The 17,028-nt window shown below is 40.6% G+C and carries 11 protein-coding genes and 1 pseudogene; 11 read left to right on the top strand and 1 reads right to left on the bottom strand.

Annotated features, from left to right (window positions below):
* The first annotated feature begins 23 nt into the window (after positions 1-23).
* From G596_RS22005 to G596_RS0112025, 11 genes are all read left to right on the top strand, one after another.
* Complete coding sequence (locus G596_RS22005; RefSeq protein ID WP_022762102.1) at positions 24-911, top strand: metallophosphoesterase family protein; 888 nt, start codon at positions 24-26, stop codon at positions 909-911.
* Positions 912-1,252: 341 nt separating this feature from the next.
* The gene (locus G596_RS0112070) at positions 1,253-3,019 is read left to right on the top strand and encodes a leucine-rich repeat protein (protein ID WP_022762101.1); all 1,767 of its coding nucleotides are present in this window, start codon (positions 1,253-1,255) and stop codon (positions 3,017-3,019) included.
* A gap of 223 nt (positions 3,020-3,242) precedes the next feature.
* Positions 3,243-3,761, top strand: a complete 519-nt coding sequence (locus tag G596_RS0112065) for a hypothetical protein (protein WP_022762100.1) — start codon at positions 3,243-3,245, stop codon at positions 3,759-3,761.
* A gap of 442 nt (positions 3,762-4,203) precedes the next feature.
* Positions 4,204-6,045, top strand: a complete 1,842-nt coding sequence (locus tag G596_RS0112060) for a YARHG domain-containing protein (protein ID WP_022762099.1) — start codon at positions 4,204-4,206, stop codon at positions 6,043-6,045.
* Between the two features lie 483 nt (positions 6,046-6,528).
* Positions 6,529-8,505 carry a hypothetical protein gene (locus tag G596_RS0112055; protein ID WP_022762098.1) on the top strand — a complete coding sequence of 659 codons (1,977 nt, stop codon included), beginning with the start codon at positions 6,529-6,531 and terminating at the stop codon, positions 8,503-8,505.
* 181 nt (positions 8,506-8,686) lie between these two features.
* Positions 8,687-9,397, top strand: coding sequence for a purine-nucleoside phosphorylase (gene deoD, locus G596_RS0112050; RefSeq protein WP_022762097.1), 711 nt, complete (start codon positions 8,687-8,689; stop codon positions 9,395-9,397).
* A 16-nt stretch (positions 9,398-9,413) separates the two neighbouring features.
* The gene (locus tag G596_RS0112045; RefSeq protein ID WP_022762096.1) at positions 9,414-10,541 is read left to right on the top strand and encodes a BMP family lipoprotein; all 1,128 of its coding nucleotides are present in this window, start codon (positions 9,414-9,416) and stop codon (positions 10,539-10,541) included.
* 11 nt (positions 10,542-10,552) lie between these two features.
* Positions 10,553-12,142, top strand: a complete 1,590-nt coding sequence (locus G596_RS0112040; protein ID WP_022762095.1) for a Y-family DNA polymerase — start codon at positions 10,553-10,555, stop codon at positions 12,140-12,142.
* A 90-nt stretch (positions 12,143-12,232) separates the two neighbouring features.
* Positions 12,233-13,804, top strand: a complete 1,572-nt coding sequence (locus tag G596_RS23865) for a KAP family P-loop NTPase fold protein (protein WP_022762094.1) — start codon at positions 12,233-12,235, stop codon at positions 13,802-13,804.
* 9 nt (positions 13,805-13,813) lie between these two features.
* Positions 13,814-15,379, top strand: a complete 1,566-nt coding sequence (locus tag G596_RS0112030; RefSeq protein WP_022762093.1) for a hypothetical protein — start codon at positions 13,814-13,816, stop codon at positions 15,377-15,379.
* Positions 15,380-15,419: 40 nt separating this feature from the next.
* The gene (locus G596_RS0112025) at positions 15,420-16,715 is read left to right on the top strand and encodes a hypothetical protein (protein WP_022762092.1); all 1,296 of its coding nucleotides are present in this window, start codon (positions 15,420-15,422) and stop codon (positions 16,713-16,715) included.
* Between the two features lie 127 nt (positions 16,716-16,842).
* Here G596_RS0112025 and G596_RS21995 read toward each other — a convergent pair.
* Positions 16,843-17,028 (bottom strand): annotated as a pseudogene (locus G596_RS21995) (ISNCY family transposase); the annotation flags it as partial.

Below are 17,028 nucleotides of genomic sequence, written 5' to 3'. Positions count from 1 at the left end.
TGATAAAGTCAGGAGGAAATGGTATGAAGATAGCGGTAATGGCTGATATTCACAGCAATCATATAGCACTTGAAAAGTGTGTCAGGCAGGCACAAAGGCTTGGAGCTGATGAGTTCCTTTTTCTTGGAGATTACGTCGGAGATCTCGCCTATCCTCAGAAAACACTTAAGTACCTTGAAAAGCTTCGTTCTGAAGTTCCCTGCACATTTATCAGGGGGAATAAGGAGGATTACTGGATAGATTACCGACAGGCAGATCATGACGAGTGGGAGTGGAAGCCGGGGACCTCAAACACAGGAATGCTCAGGTACGGCTTTGACAGGATCACGGACAGTCAGATAGATGAGTTTGAAAAGATGCCGATTTCCATGGTGATAGAGCGAGAAGGGATGCCGCCTTTTACCATATGCCACGGCTCACCCTTCAGTGCCACAGAGAGCATGAGGGAAGGCAACGATTATATTGAAGAACTTACGGAAAAGCTTGAGAACGAGCTTACAATCTGCGCCCATTTTCATATTCAGATGCAGTATGTAAGAAACGGAAAGCGCGTAATAAATCCCGGCTCCGTAGGCCTGTCCTTCAGGTGCGGCGGAAAGGCCCAGTTCATGATGCTTCACGGAAATGACGAAAGATGGGAGCCTGAGTTCATATCGCTCCCCTATGAGGTGGAAGAGGTCATAAGAGAGATGGACGAGGAAAAATTGTGGAAGCACGCACCCGCCTGGTATCAGGTCACAAGATCCATAATCCTCGGTGGCGATGTCTCTCAGGGCAAGATCCTGAAGAAGGCTTTCGAACTTTGCGAAAAGGCAGAAGGCTTTGCCCAGTGGGGGAAGATTCCTGAGAAGTATTGGGACATGGCGCTTGATTCCTACAGTATTCAGAGAGCTGAACCGGTGATGGATTGATATTTCAGATATTAGATGAAGAATTCTGATTCAAAAGATAAAAATTCGCATAAGTCAAGTACGAAATATGAACTGACTTATTCATAATTCGTAGGCAAACCCTCAAGGATTTCGTGTATAATACTATTGGTGGTTTCTTTTCTGCAAATCCAGACAGCGTCATGGGTATGGGAAACGATTTTCTTTGAGGGATACAAAATATGAAACTGGAGACTGGACTACGAAGGCAGAGTAATAGTCAAATACGGTTTCGCATCTACTTAGTATATGACACATCCTAAGTTTACTTGGGGTGTGTTTTTTGTGTTCATACTTTATGTTTTGGAAAGGGAGAAATTTTAATGAAGACAAAGAGATTATTTAAAAACATTATGCCTTTAATTATGGCTGTGGCACTTTTTATTTCGGCGCTGCCGGTTTCGGGGATCAAGGCGAAGGCGGCTGAAGATTTCACCCCTGTTGTATCGGTGAAAGAAAAAAAGATAACTCTTCAAATTAATCAGCCTGTTGAAGGCAATAAAATGGGTGATGTCGGAATCGTAAAATATACGCATTATTTGGATGCCAAAAATACGATTACTTTTCAGGAAAGCTGGATTGAGCAAGGGTCGTCACTCTATTTTGGAAATAATGATACTTTTAAAGGAGGGCATTATTATCACTATGAAGTTGTAGTATATGCGCCTAAAGAAGACCTGAGCGATTTTACAATCGATAGTGAGCATAATAAAGACCGCGTAGTATGGCAGGCCGGAACAGTAAATAGTACTTACAAAGGTGCACATACAATTATGTTTGAAGGGTATGTTAAGGCGAGTTTTAAGCCTCCTTGCGATATGGGAGAATATACACTTGATCTGTCAAAAGGTAGTGTGAAGATGGATACCCTGTCGGGAGACATTGTCTATGACACTTTAAGGGCTTTAAGAGAATGGGATGGTAGTATATATAATAAAAAAGCGCATGTTGAAGGAGTTGATGAACCTCTGCTAGGATATGATTTGGATAAGGATGAATCCTGTGACATGTATTGTGACAGGGATTCTGACGGAAATTACATATTTGGTCCTTATGTTGATAATTCTGTCAAAGACCAGAAAAAGCTTTATCTAAGTATTTTGTCAAGGGATCGCTTTGATAACAACAAAACTCGTTATTATAGTGCAATTACAATAAAGCTTCCTGAGATTTCTGAAACACCAAGTTTAAATCAAGGTGCACCTACTATGGATTTATCCAAGGGCAGCTATTTTTCAAACGATACAAAAAATATAGGTTACTTTTGTGCTTATTATGAAGCGTGTGTTGAGGAGGGAAGTGTTAATGCTGTCGAAAAATCACTTACCGAGGTAGATGTTGATTTGGATAAGAACGGTACATGGGATATAACTATTGTTTTGACTTTAGATTCGGCCTATAAGTTTGTTGATATGACTATTACAGCACTTCCTACAAGCAGCATTAAGACTAGTATTACCAAGAGTCTAAGTGAGTCAAAGAGGCAAGAATTAGATAAGGCAAAATACGCATATTATGGAGAAGCTACATTTGTTTTCCCTGATGAAAAGCCATCCACACCACCGGAAGAAGGTAAGAAAGAAGAGACAGGAAAAGTAGAAAAGGAAGAAAAAGCGGTAAAGGTAGAAGAACCCGCACCTGCCCATACTGTAGGCGAAGCCATAGAGAACGGCGGAGCTTCCTACACAATCTCATCAGTAGATGAAGGGAAAGAAGCGGTTACATATGCTAAGCCTGAGTCCAATAAGGTTGCAAGCGCTACAATTCCGGACACTATAACCATCGATAACAAGGAATATAAGGTCACTGAGATTGCAGCAAATGCATTCAAAAACAATAAGAAGCTTAAGAAGATAACTATCGGTAAGAACATAAATAAGATCGGAGCAAATGCTTTCTTTGGTTGCAAGAATCTTAAGAACATAAAGTTCAAGACAGTTCTTCTGACCAAGAAGTCAGTTGGCAAGAATGCTTTCAAGGGCGTAAATGCCAAGGCAAAAGCAAAAGTTCCGAAGAAGGTACTTAAAGCTTACAAGAAATTCCTTCCGGGCAAAGGCTTAAACGGCAAGGGACAGAAGATCACGAAGTAAATAGCAGGCTAAATACAAAATAGCTAAGAAATCAGTAAGCTTACTGTGCGAAAGATAGCAAAGAGAATAGCAAGCTGATGAAGTGAATAAAAAGATAAAAAATACGGGGGAGTCCATATATAGATTCCTCCGTATTTTCAAAAGAAGGTTTATATAGAATCGATTCCACTTTTTTTATATGATTAAATATAGTTGCATGGGACTTGTTATGAGGGGAGCCATAATGAAATTTATGAAATTATTTGTCGCAGTTTCTATAACTTTACTTATGCTTTTTTCGCTTATAGGATGCTGGAGCAAGAAAACCATATCTCATGATGAAATGCTGAAATTGCAGAAAGAAAGCTACACCGTGGTGCTGGATAGCGAAGAAGATCCGGAATTAACGAACTTTGTCTTTTCTGTCGGTGGTGGGATGGCTGCTGTGCCGAATAGCTACAAGATTCAAGTGGTAAAGCTGGCTGACGGATATTACTTCTCGAATGATTGGGAGAAATATTACAAGGCGAGTGATGCTGAGGTCAAGCTTTTTCTCAATATTCTGGATAAGTACAATATCTATAAGATCAAAGAAATTAAGAGTGATGACTTCGTACTGGATGGCATGGATTTCTATTTGGAATACTGGCTGTCAGACGGAACCAGGGTCACCGACAGCGGACAATTCGACAATATTCCTTATGGGTATTCTTTCCTAGAAGAACTTGATGATCTTGTAGATATGGGATTTAAGGTGAAGTGATAGGTTACGGAAGTCTTGTTTATTATCTTGGAATCAGCAGAAAATCGGAAATTACCTACTTATGGCGGTAGTGAAGAATAAGAAATGTATTATGATTAATAAGGAAAACAACAAAAGAAGTAGTGTTGCTTGAATTTATTGTAAGGAAAAATGAGCAATACAATAAATGGAGCAGCTATGGATATATTTGTTGTAAGGGAAAAGGCACCTGTACAACAAATCCGTAAAGAATAGTTAGATTTGTTGTTGCGACTATTTTTGTAAACAACAAACCGGCTGATAGCAGCTCAATTTATTGCATAGAGAATTCTAAGGTGCAACAAACCGGCTGATACCAACACAATTTATTGTTTAGAGAATTCTTAGGTACAACAAATCCAGAAATGATAAGAAGAGTTGTTGCACTATGAAAATATACTAATACTGCTCACATGGAGGGATTATGAAAAATCATTATATAAAGGCATTTTCATTAACACTTGCGGCAGTGATTGCGTTGAATATGACTGCTTGCGGAAAAGCGGGTGACGACAAGGCTTCAAACACGCAGGATGAGAATAGCAGTACTCAGGAAACAGCTCAAGAAGACAGTGCTGTTTCCGAAGGCAAGGATGACACAGATAAAGATAATGCAGATGCGCAAGCTGATGCGGATTCCCAAAGCGAAGATGTCGCAGACGCTCAGAACGAAGCTGACGCAAATTCCCAAGAGGAGACCAATGCAGAATCCGAGAATAACAGCGATGATTCATTGTCCACACTTGATTCTGCTAAAAACGATGCCGGAACAGATGCGATTTCTATAGCAGCTTACGAAGAAGTTTACGCGCCTGTTCTCGATGCCTATCGTGACATTCTGAAAAACGGCTACGACTACGAAGGTCCGCTTTCCGACTATATTGCGATGGGAATGTTGGAAGACGTGAATTATGTTGAAAAAGATATCATGAATGATACCGTCGGTTATCTGATAAAAGACCTCAGCGGTGATGGTGTGCCGGAGCTTGTGGTTGGAAGAAACAGACAAAAAGATTTTGTAGGACCCGGGAATGAAGGAATTGTCTATTGCTGCTATACCTGCAAGGATAATAAGCCTGTTTTAGTCTTTGATGGCTTTAATCGAAGCTGCTATTACTGGGCAGGAGACGGAAAGTTCAGCTATCTGGGTTCAGGCGGCATTATGTACCAGTACTTTGGGTTATGCCATCTAAGCGATGATGGCACAAAGGAAGTATGGGAGGATTACTATTTTTCAGAAGATAATCATGACGGAACCGCCTCCTATTACCATAATACATTAGGAACGGATGATGTGGATAAATCAGAAAAACTGGACATCACCGATATGGATTTTTCAAATGAGGAAGACAGTTTGGTAAAGGAAGAGCTTCCACTCACACTTTTCAAAGACAGTGGCGATGGCGTGGAGGCAGATAGTGGGGAGCCCACGAAGGTATTTAAGAACAATATGTCAGCGGCCGAGCTTAGGGTAATTGAGAAAAAGCTGAACAGTATCGGTTACTATGGTTTCCTGCTAAGGTCTTTCACGGATCCTCACTACATTGACTGGAATGAAGTGTTCTATACAGGTGCCGGATTTGATCAGCACGGAGCTACGAAGGAGGTCAGGGATGCATTTTTGAAGGCAACCGGTGATGATGAGATATACACTGATCTCACGGTTGTTTCCGGTAAGGACGTCAGGGATTATGTGAAGAAGACCACCGGCTTTGACTACGATGAAATGGTAAACGACCTCGACTGGGTTTATCTTGAGAAATATGATCTTTTCATTTCTGAGCATGGCGATACCAATATGGCCTTTGTCACAGTTAACGAAGGAATGTTGGAGGATGGCGAGTATACTATTATTTACACCAACTATGAAGGCAAGGAGTACGGTGTAACTTTCACCGAGGAAAATGGCACATATTGTTTTAAATCCAATCTTCCTGACTATATTGCAAAGAATCCGTCATACGAGCCGGATATTGATCAGAGTACGATCACAGAGGGACAGCTCATTCCCGACAGCGACCAGAGATACATAACAGAGGATGACTTAAAGGGCTTCAGTGAGGAAGAACTCAGGATTGCAAGAAATGAGATATATGCCCGCTGTGGAAGAAAGTTCAAAGACAAGAAGCTTCAGGAATACTTTGAGACAATGGAATGGTATTTCCCTATGACCGAGCCGGACGATTTTGATGAGAGCCTTTTGAACGTATATGAAAAGGAAAATCTGGACTTTATCAGTAAGTATGAGAAGAAGATGAAGAAGTAAGTTCGATTTCTTTTTCTATGGAATGAAAGATTTGTGTGAAAGCACAGATGAGTAGATCGGTGGGAATCTGTGGAATAGAAGAATTGTGCTAAAACGCAGATTCCTGTCTACAATAGTTGTTGATACAAGAGGTGTCTTGGCATGGCTAAGTATAGGCACCGCCAAGATATTAGGAGAATCACTTATATCTTGGTACGGGAAAACCATTTCATTACCAATATAAAGTTGAAACAAGAAAAATCTTGGTACATGAAAGTTGTTTCATTACCAAGATAAAGGCGAAACGTGAAAAATCTTGGTATAGGAAAACATTTTTTTTACCAAGATATAGTTAAAACAAGAAAAATCTTGGTACAGGAGGAAGATTTTGTTACCAAGATAAAGTCAAAACAAGAAATATCTTGGTTCATGAGAACTATTTCATTGCCAAGATAAGGTTGAAACATGATATATCTTGGCACAACATGATATGAGGGAGATAGCATGAAAAAGAAATCTTTGTTGTCACTACTATCGATAACAATAGTCACTTTATCACTTGCTGCAACAGCATGCGGAAATAGTAATAATCCCGGTTCAGATAGCAATAGCAACGGTGGAGAAGTAGATTCCGCGCAGGCTGAGCAAGGTGACGACATCGAAGAAACAGGCACCGGAACAAACGATACAGAAAAGAACGACATCGATGAATCCACATCCTCCGATGAAGACGAGCCGGATTCAGACGGCCTGAAGGCACCTGTAGTGTCGCAGATTGAAATTGCAAAGATGACAGACACCTTCACTGCTAAGGTTGCAAAGGCAGCAGGCGTGTCGCCGGAAAAGGTATCCAAATATTTCCTTGTGGACGATTTCGATACCGATGGAAAAATCGAGGGCTTCTTCTATGTCGGTGATGGAGTCATGGATGAACTTGGCGCCTGTGAAGGAACCATCTGGTTTGTAAACGAGAACGAATGCAGACAGATTCATGATGAATTTGGCTTTGCAGCTGATAATGAAAATGTCTTTGGAATTATCGAAGGTGCGGATAAGCGATTTATTGCATTCAGCGATGTCTATGTGACAAGCAGGGTGACGAATCTCTACTATGTTGACGGGGATAAATTAAACGAGTCATCTGTTTCAAGAATGGGTTATGCAGAAGTGGATCAAAGCACAGGCGATCTGATAATAACCATTGATGCCTATGACAATTACTGCGACTATGAGAAAGGGTCAGACAAACCCATGTGGACAGGGCACACCTGGAAGCCGTATTACTATTATTACTCAAGAAGTGAAGGCGATTTCACCGAATACGAAGCAAGGTTTATAGATGAGGATATCTTGGATGAAAAGTACGGAATCAATGCGGAAAAAGAACTGAAGAGTCAGGGATATACACTGGATAGCATAATCGAAAGAGACAATGGCATAGTAAACATAAATTACTCAAAGACAACAGAGAATGAAGACGGTTCTAAATCAATTGAGTACAGAAACGCCACCTATGATTCCAGAACAAGCAAATACGACAATCCCTGGGACAATGAGAAGGCAGGATTTTTTGAATCGGATTACGGCGGAACCTTTAGCTGTTTCTTAGGCACTGCAGATAGCATAAAAGCCTACGCCGATTTTCTGGAAAATTACATGCAGCATCCGGTTATATCTACTATGTATGAAGAAGGTTTTGGGGAGGAAGACAGACCTGTAGACGCTAGCGATGTGGTTTTCGAACTCATCTATGTAAACGATGATGATATTCCGGACCTTGTGCTTGCAAATGGGGACTGTCCCTGGAATCCTGTGCACCTTTTCACAGTTGAAGAAGGAGAAGTGAAGCAGGTCGGAGAGTACTCAATGTACGGACTGATGTATTACTCACCAAAAACGGGAGAGATACTTCCAAATTATTATATACCGGCAGGAAATGCGGAAATAAACATATTTGGAAGTGACAAGACGAAACCTTATGACTTAGATAAGGATGCAACAAGGTTCCTGAAGTCTCCCGATATTCAGGGCATGAGGCTGAATGATGTCAAGGATTTTGAGCGCACTTTGGCACATATGAAAAGCGCTGCCCCTACAGGTTTAACACCGGTTGGAGCACCGATAATTGACGACTCCTATTTAAAAGAAGGCGAAGTTACTTTTGAAGGAAAACATGCCGCAGCTATTCCCGGAATTTGGTATCTCTACTACGATGACGGAATTGCACCGACCTGGATGGAATTCGATACGGTGGGAACATTCACTGCCCATGATGCGGATGGCTTTGTGGAGGCTACAGGCTACGTCGAATTCAGGGATAAGGATCCCATCTTAGAAGACGGCGAGATTTACAGACTCTTTTATTCCGACGGCACATTTTACAAGGACTTTGAATTTGCACCGGTTGATGATTTCGGATACATGATGGATTACGCTGGACAGCTTTATTACAAAGACCCCGATAACTGGCCCAAGGGATAAACACAATTATAAAAATATATGGATTACCTTAAGGAGATTCTGAAGGGTATATGATTTCAAGGGACTTTTGCCTGTTCATTTGGGGCATGAGTCCCTTTTCATATTTTATACTTGTTTAAGATTATCCTGGGACGAAATATAGTAAAATGAAAGGAGATTTACTAATGAGGAGGCAGTAACTATGGCAACACCGCATATAGGTGCAGAACCAGGTGATTTCGCGAAGACAGTTCTAATGTCGGGAGACCCGCTCAGGGCAAAATTCGTGGCGGAGAATTATCTTACGGATGTAAAGTGTGTAAATGAGATCAGAGGGATGCTTGGCTACACAGGAAAATATGAAGGCAAGGAAGTGTCCGTGATGGGGCATGGAATGGGAATCCCTTCAATTTGTATTTATACCTATGAACTCTACAATTTCTTTGATGTTGATAACATCATAAGAATCGGCACTGCGGGAGCACTGCAGGATAGCATAAGAGCCCGAGATCTGATATTTGCGGTGGGGGCTCATTACGATTCCTCTTACGGACAACAATATGGACTGGTGGGGTGCTTTTGTCCTACAGCTTCCTACAGCATTTTAGAGAGAGCTGTGAACAAAGCAAGAGAAAGAGGCGTAAGATATCATGTAGGAAATGTCTTTTCGACTGACATTTTCTACTCGGACACTCTGGACAGGTATGCGCGCTACAGAGATTTTGGCACACTTGCGACTGAAATGGAGACCTCCGGTCTTTACATGAATGCCGCTGATGCCGGGAAAAATGCGCTCTCTATCCTTTCCGTCTCGGATCATCTTTTCAGAAAGGATAATATAACTCCGGAGGAGAGGCAGACAACTCTCACGGATATGATTGAAATCGCACTTCAGACTGCTGTAGAACTATGAAAATAGGAGGCACAAGATGAAAAAAATTATAGCAATGTTACTTACTCTGTCACTTTTAATCAGCGTGACTGCCTGCGGCGCATCTTCGAAGAGCAAGGGCGGCGATAGCGGAGATTACAAGATAGCGATGATTACTACCTCCGGTGATGTCACGGACATGTCCTTTAACCAGACGACCTATGAGGCATCAAAAGAGTTTGCGGAGGAAAGAGGTGTGGATTTCCAGTACTACAAACCCACCGAGGACACTGATGATGCCAGAATTGCTGCTATTGATAATGCGGTAGCTGATGGCTTTAATGTAATAGTAGTGCCCGGGTATCTGTTTGCAGAAGTCCTTGCAAACTGGGCCGGCAGTAACGAAGATGTTCATGTTATCGTGGTTGACTGCAGTCAGGGCGATTTCGAAAGCGCAGGAGTCTACGAGCTTCCTCAGAACACCTGCTCTCTGACATATAACGAAGGGCTCGCGGGATATATGGCGGGCTATGCTGTAGTTAAGGAAGGATACAAAAAGCTTGGATTTCTCGGTGGAATGGCAGTTCCTGCGGTTATCAGATTCGGTTACGGTTTCATCCAGGGCGCCGACGATGCGGCAAAGGAACTTGGAAATACCTCGGAAGTTGAAGTAAACTATGTATACGGAGGGCAGTTCTTCGGCGATGAGTCGATTACCGCAGTTATGGATACCTGGTACCAGAATGGCACAGAGATAGTATTTTCTTGCGGCGGCGGAATTTTCACATCAGCAGGAGAAGCTGCAAAGAAGGCAGGCGGCAAGATCATAGGTGTTGATGTCGATCAGTCTGTATCTCTGGACGGTCTTTACGGAGACGGAATCTGTGTGACTTCTGCCATGAAGGGAATTGCTCCGTCAATAAAGGCAGCGCTTACAGATCTGTTCGACGGAAACTGGGACAACTACGCAGGCAAAATTATGAGTCTGGGAATTGTTTCGGGCGATGACCCTGAAGCGAATTATGTACAGCTTCCGATGGATACCTGGTCCATGAAAAACTTTACCATTGATGACTACAAGGCACTTGTTTCATCAATGTATGAGGGAAATGTTAATATTTCAAATGACATCGCAGCGATGCCGACTACTGAAATAAAAATTAAGGTATTTGACAATATACACTGATACTTAAGTCTATGTCTCAAAACGAAAAACAAAAAGCATATATTGCCATAGATTTGAAGTCCTTTTATGCCTCTGTCGAATGCCATGATATTGGCAGGAATCCGCTGACTACAAATCTCGTAGTTGCGGACAGAAGCAGAACTTCAAAAACAATTTGTCTGGCTGTTTCTCCCGCTCTCAAAAAATATGGGATCCCCGGGAGGGCCAGACTTTTTGAGGTTGAGCAGAAGGTTAAGGAGATAAATGCGAAGAGGCTGATGAACGCTCCGGGAAGAACTTTTACCGGAGAATCTGATGATGACAACGCGCTTTCTTCAAATCCATCTCTTAAGCTGGATTTCATTGCCGCCGTGCCGAGGATGGCAAGATACATGGAGATAAGCACTGAGATCTATAAAATCTACCTGAAGTATATTTCCCCCGAGGATATACATGTCTACTCGATTGACGAGGTTTTCATAGATGCCACGGGCTACCTTGGGACTTATAACAGAACTCCGAAGGAGCTGGCAATGGACATGATAAAGGATGTTCAGGAGGCCACCGGAATTACGGCAACTGCGGGAATTGGTACAAATCTCTACCTTGCAAAGGTTGCGATGGATATCGTGGCTAAGCATGTTGAACCCGATGAAAACGGAGTCAGAATTGCAGGGCTCGATGAGATGAGCTATAGGGAAAAACTGTGGAATCATACTCCTCTCACGGACTTTTGGAGAGTCGGAAGAGGCTACGTGAAAAAGCTCTCCGAGGTCGGGCTTTATACGATGGGAGATATCGCAAGATGCAGTCTCGGAAAGGATATGGAATTCCATAACGAAGAGCTTCTTTACAAGCTTTTCGGAATTAACGCTGAGCTCCTCATTGATCATGCGTGGGGATACGAACCCTGTACGATGGAGATGATAAAGGCTTATAAGCCCGAGAACAGCAGCCTAAGTCAGGGTCAGGTTCTTCATTGTCCCTATGATTTTGATAAGGCTAGGATAATTGTAAGGGAGATGGCAGATGCCCTTGCCATGCAGCTTTTGGAGGAGAAAAAGGTCACCGACCAGATAGTTCTGACCATAGGCTATGACATGGAAAGTCTTAAGCTTCCCGGAATAGCTAAGAAATACAAGGGGAAAATCAAGAAGGACTATTATGGAAGAGAGGTTCCGGAGCATGCGCACGGAAGTTGTAACCTTGACGAATTCACGGCCCTCTCCGGACATATCATAGATGCAGCATTAAAGATTTATGATGAAAAAGTGGCTCCCGAACTTTTGATAAGAAGAGTGACAATCGTCGCATCGCATGTACTTGATGAAACCGCTTCACAAAAGATGGCAGAGGAATCTTACGAACAGCTTTCACTTTTTGATGTTATGAATCCGCAAAAAGCTGATGCCCGGCAGCAGGGCAGAGACGGTGAAAATGAGCAGACTAAGTCCGACGAAAAGCAGCTTGCCAAGTCCGATGAGAAGCAGCTTGCCCTTCAGAAGGCAACTCTTGAGATTCAGAAGAAATTCGGGAAAAACGCCATAGTAAAAGGCACTTCGCTTCAGGAAGGTGCCACCGGATTGGAGAGAGGAAAGCAAATCGGCGGGCATAAGGCATGAAGGTATGTAAGATTGCTATTCAGATGTGTTTAAGATTATCTAAGTTGTGAGACAGAAACAATAATTGTTGATTTTTCAAGGAGCTAGACGATGAAAAAAAGTAATATTGGTTTTACTGATGTGGCATCTGTAGAGGATTTGTTTGATATTGGCCAATATACTAAAGGGCTTACCGAGTTTATATCCGCATGCCGTACGCCAATGACAATTTCTATACAGGGGGCATGGGGGACAGGGAAAACTACAGTGATGAATATTGTTAGGGATTCCTTAAAACAGTGCGATGATATACAAATGATTTGGTTTAACACCTGGCAATTTTCTCAGTTCCATATGGATGATGAGCTGGCGTTGTCATTTTTGGAGTATTTATGCTCAGAGCTCGAGTTGTCTGAATCTGATAAAGATGAGATATCACGACTTACACAAGGTTTTAGGAAAGTTACATCTGCATCAAAGGAAATATTACTGTCTATAGTGGACTCTCAGCTTGGGGGAAGAATTGCGGATAATTTGGAACGGGGACTTAGCGGCGGTGAGAAGAACTTTAATCCGATAGAAGCAATGCGCAATATGCGTGAACGTTTCGAAAGTTATATACAGGAAACGCTGATAAAGAGAGAAAAAAGTCGGATTGTGATTTTTATTGATGATTTAGATCGGCTTGAACCTCGTAGAGCAGTAGAACTTCTTGAGGTTTTGAAATTATTTTTGGATTGTCCAAATTGCGTTTTTATTCTGGCTATTGATTATGATGTCGTTGTTAGTGGAGTGGAAGCTAAGTATGGATTTGATGATGAAGATAAAGGAAAAAACTTTTTTGATAAAATAATACAGGTACCATTTAGACTCCCTGTAGCAAATTATAATATAACTCGTTACGTGAAAAACTGTTTGGAGGAGATAGGAATACAAAGTGATGATAATGAGCTATCAAATTGTGAAAATTTGATTGAATGTTCTATTGGTGCAAATCCAAGGGCAATAAAGCGACTGTTTAATGCATATCTGCTTCTTCGGTACATAACACCAAAATCACTTTGGGATAATACAGCTACACGGAATCTTCTTTTTGCAACACTATGCCTGCAGTATGCTGATGAGAATTTGTATAATATTATTATAAGACAAATATCAGGATTGGAGATGAACGATATACGAGCGCTGGCAACTGAGGAAATAGTACCAGATGTTTTTTCTGAGTTTATTGATGAAGAGGAATTAACACAATGGAGACCATTCTTTCAAGTATTTGTTTCATTGATAGACGGAAGTGCAGGTAATGATGAAGAGCGAATAAAATTATTACATGAGACTACAGCACTTTCTACAGTTACTGCATCAGGAGAAAAGGATTCCAAAATGCAAGGTGAGAAAGTGCTTGATCATAACATGGAAAAAGTAAAAGTTTTAGGTGCTACTGATGTAAAATATAAGATATGTGTATTAGGAACGAATTTTAATATTGGACTTGGACAGTATGTGAAAGTGGAATACAACGGAAAAATTTATAATGCTAAAATGCACAATTCTATAAAAGGAAGAGTAGATAGGCTTGGAGCTTTGTTTAGTGATAATGATTTACATGAAGGTGATCGCATACATGTGTTTTACGATTATGCCGAAGGTCATTTGTTGTTTGAAAAAATAACTGAGGAATAAGGGGGAAATATGAAAGCTATAAAAAAGTTGGGACATACAGATGTTCAATATAAAATTATGACATTTGGAAAGGATTTTGATATAGGAGCGGGTACATCGGTTACGGTACAATATGAGCACAACCAGTATCAGGCGAAAATGCATTCTAAAGCAAAAGGAAGAATTGATGGACTTGCAAAACTATATCAGTATTCCAATTTTAGTGAAGGCGATGTTATTTCAGCAGAGTGGGATGAGAATACTAGGCTGATTATAATAACGAAATGTGGGAATGAATATGATGGCGATATTGTATCAGAAGGATCTCTTGATAATGTAGATTTAGACAATAATTATCAATATGATAGTTTGGAAAAAGCTAAATCAGAATTTGATTACGGGTGGAGGTTGCAAGAAGACCAGGATGCAATTCATAAACGCGAGTTGGAAGATATTTTTACAGACCTTGATTCCGTACCGGCTCATAAAGAGTTTTATTTTAATTCTGGGCACGAGGACTTTGTAGGGAGAATGCAAGTAAACAGAGATTGGATTTTGTATTGGGATCCATACAAAAATATGCTGCAATTTATGACAGAAACTGGAAATTTTCTGGTTAAGGAAAAGCTGCCGGATTGCAATAATTATTCATTTCTGCTTGGATTTAATAATGAAGGAGTTTGGTTCGCTGAATATGGCACAGGTTATACATGGGATGATAGTGAATGGATTAATCGTATAGTATGTTGCGATATAGTAAATAAAAAAGTAAAGGCATATAAGATTAATCAAAAGAAAGGTGTTCTGTTACTCAAGAATATTTACATATATGGAGATGAACTTTTCTATTTCTGCAGGGAATCAGAGACCATAGAAACAGCGTATAGAGTCAATGAAGGAGGAGAGCATAAAATTCTATCTCTGGCGCTCCATGAAGATGACAGTTCACATATATGCAGGGTTGTTTGTGGCCAGGATAAATATGCAGTAGTAATGAACACGGATTTCTATGACAAGGCCCAGGGGGTGCAAATATCATCTGTCTGTCGGATTTATCAAAAATCGTCAGGAGTCATGGAGGACGAAATAAAATCCGTGTCTCGTATAAAGACAATTGATTTTAATCGTAAATGCGCTATAACAGAGCTTTCTGTAATTGATAACATTAATTGTTCTTTTGCAATCCCTGTGTCACCGCCGCAAGGAATGGAGTGGTGGGTGTTAAAACCTTTGTACAACAATCCTGGACTTGAACGAATTGCAACATTTAAGCAAAGTGGAAAGCCAGCTGTTTTCCCTGTTTCAGAATGTAGTAGCCAGTTATTATATTTCGACTTTGAAAACTGTTATGTTGCTCCGCACTATTCAAAACTATGCAGATATGCACGAAATGGTAAAGAGTACTGTCTGTCTGGTGGAGGACATGGTGTCACTGAGTCAATTCTGGTTTCTTCAAAATATGTTTATTGTGATTATGATGCAAATGGTGTATCACAGTTACCTAGAAATTTTGACGATTTTGAAGGGCTGGCAAGAACTAATCCTCAAGCGACATTGATATTAAAGGAGCGCGTTGGAATAGATAAATGGAATTAGTGTCGATTGTATATCAATTTATTAGAAAAAGAACAAAATTATGAGAAAAAGAAAAATTATACTGTTATTAATAAGCGCTAATTTAGTATTTTTGATGGCGTGTTCAAATCGATATACAACTATTGATACAGAAAACACGATTGTGGATGAAAAGAATAATAATGAGGATATGTCTACGGTGGAAGAAACAGTATTAGAGGCTAAGAAAGATCCAGATTCTGAGCTCGTGGTTGCTGATAATGCTGATTCTTCTGACAATAATAACCTTGATAAACAGCAACTTCTAAGTGATGAAAGCATGGCAGCATACGAGAGATTTCTACATTTGGAAGAAGAGTTATATTTTGATAATTACGCGATGGATGGACTTGTTGCTGGTCAGGGGTATGTCTTCCGGGATGTTATAAAGGCTATTTCTGAGAATGGTGGATTTGAAGAACACAATTATCATGACTTTCAATATGCCTATATAGATTGTGGAAATGATGGTATTCCAGAGCTACTTATATCATTTTCTGATTCAACTGAAATGTCAGAATATGAGGGTGATACGGATTGTGCAATTGTTATCAAATATATTGATGGCAAACTTCAGTTTTGCACTGAGGAAATATGGCATTACAGAAATGCTGGGGCGATAAACAAATATGGAATTAGTTTTGGATCTATGACGGCATATGCCGGCTGTGGAATGGATACGGATTGCGCCGGTGTGGATAAAGATGGAAAGCGTTGCGATCTTTTCTATACAGATGAGTGTTATGCAGAGGCAATACCTTCGACCTATTGTGGTGGAGATAATGGTATTGATCTATCTTCAATGAGTGATAAGTGGAATGAATGGGGAGACAAGGTTTATTTGTACTCAACTACATTTTCATTTGGTCAGGATGATGGTAAAACCATCTATTCATATGAAATTTTTGATAGTGGCATTGACTCGCTTACTGTTGAGCAGATACTTACAGAAGGAGGTATGCCCTGGATTCCAAAGCAGGAATATGATTCTGAGGTAAAAAAATATATTGAAGAATTTGGGCTAAGCGTAGATGAATTTTATGCCGGAGAACCTGAATTTTCGCCTTTGGAAGCATTTAATGAAGCAGCTAAGAACTTTAATGAAGAGGATACTGCTAAGAGTGATAATACTTACAATCTAATCCTTAATGATGTTGTGGCAGATTCAAACTTAAATTCTGAAACAGCTCGCATGTTTTCAGCTTTTTTACATGGAGAGATTACGGCTGAAAATGGTGGAGAACAGATAAGTATTTATGAACTTTTGGCAGAAGATATAAGAAAGTATTTAAATATAGGTAATTGCGAAACTCAGTAAAAGTATATGCGCAACTTTAACATAAGCATTACGGAATGCATTTTTTGAAAGCCATGCTCTTAACTTAGAAAAAATCTGGTTTTAGGCGCACTTGAATAAAGCTAAAACATTATTAAGTTGGTAAGTCCTATGCTATAAGAGGCTTAAGGCTTCTGATGTATTCATGATGATGAATCTTGTCGGCAAGCACAACGGAGATAAGCTGTGTGATACCAGCAAGTATCAAGTCAGCATGCAGAGTTTTCTCGTTTCGTGTACGACGATTTGCTAAGCAAAAGTTATCCTTCATGTGATTGATTTCTCGCTCAACAGT

Source organism: Butyrivibrio sp. AD3002 (assembly GCF_000420905.1).
In the GTDB taxonomy this organism is placed as follows: Bacteria; Bacillota; Clostridia; order Lachnospirales; family Lachnospiraceae; genus Butyrivibrio.
This window is presented reverse-complemented; position numbering and strand designations above follow the sequence as displayed.

Coding starts and splice junctions, on each gene's coding strand:
- G596_RS0112030 (WP_022762093.1), top strand. CDS start 13,814: ATGAAAGCTATAAAAAAGTTGGGACATACAGATGTTCAATATAAAATT.
- deoD (WP_022762097.1), top strand. CDS start 8,687: ATGGCAACACCGCATATAGGTGCAGAACCAGGTGATTTCGCGAAGACA.
- G596_RS0112065 (WP_022762100.1), top strand. CDS start 3,243: ATGAAATTTATGAAATTATTTGTCGCAGTTTCTATAACTTTACTTATG.
- G596_RS0112060 (WP_022762099.1), top strand. CDS start 4,204: ATGAAAAATCATTATATAAAGGCATTTTCATTAACACTTGCGGCAGTG.
- G596_RS0112040 (WP_022762095.1), top strand. CDS start 10,553: ATGTCTCAAAACGAAAAACAAAAAGCATATATTGCCATAGATTTGAAG.
- G596_RS0112025 (WP_022762092.1), top strand. CDS start 15,420: ATGAGAAAAAGAAAAATTATACTGTTATTAATAAGCGCTAATTTAGTA.
- G596_RS0112055 (WP_022762098.1), top strand. CDS start 6,529: ATGAAAAAGAAATCTTTGTTGTCACTACTATCGATAACAATAGTCACT.
- G596_RS0112070 (WP_022762101.1), top strand. CDS start 1,253: ATGAAGACAAAGAGATTATTTAAAAACATTATGCCTTTAATTATGGCT.
- G596_RS22005 (WP_022762102.1), top strand. CDS start 24: ATGAAGATAGCGGTAATGGCTGATATTCACAGCAATCATATAGCACTT.
- G596_RS23865 (WP_022762094.1), top strand. CDS start 12,233: ATGAAAAAAAGTAATATTGGTTTTACTGATGTGGCATCTGTAGAGGAT.
- G596_RS0112045 (WP_022762096.1), top strand. CDS start 9,414: ATGAAAAAAATTATAGCAATGTTACTTACTCTGTCACTTTTAATCAGC.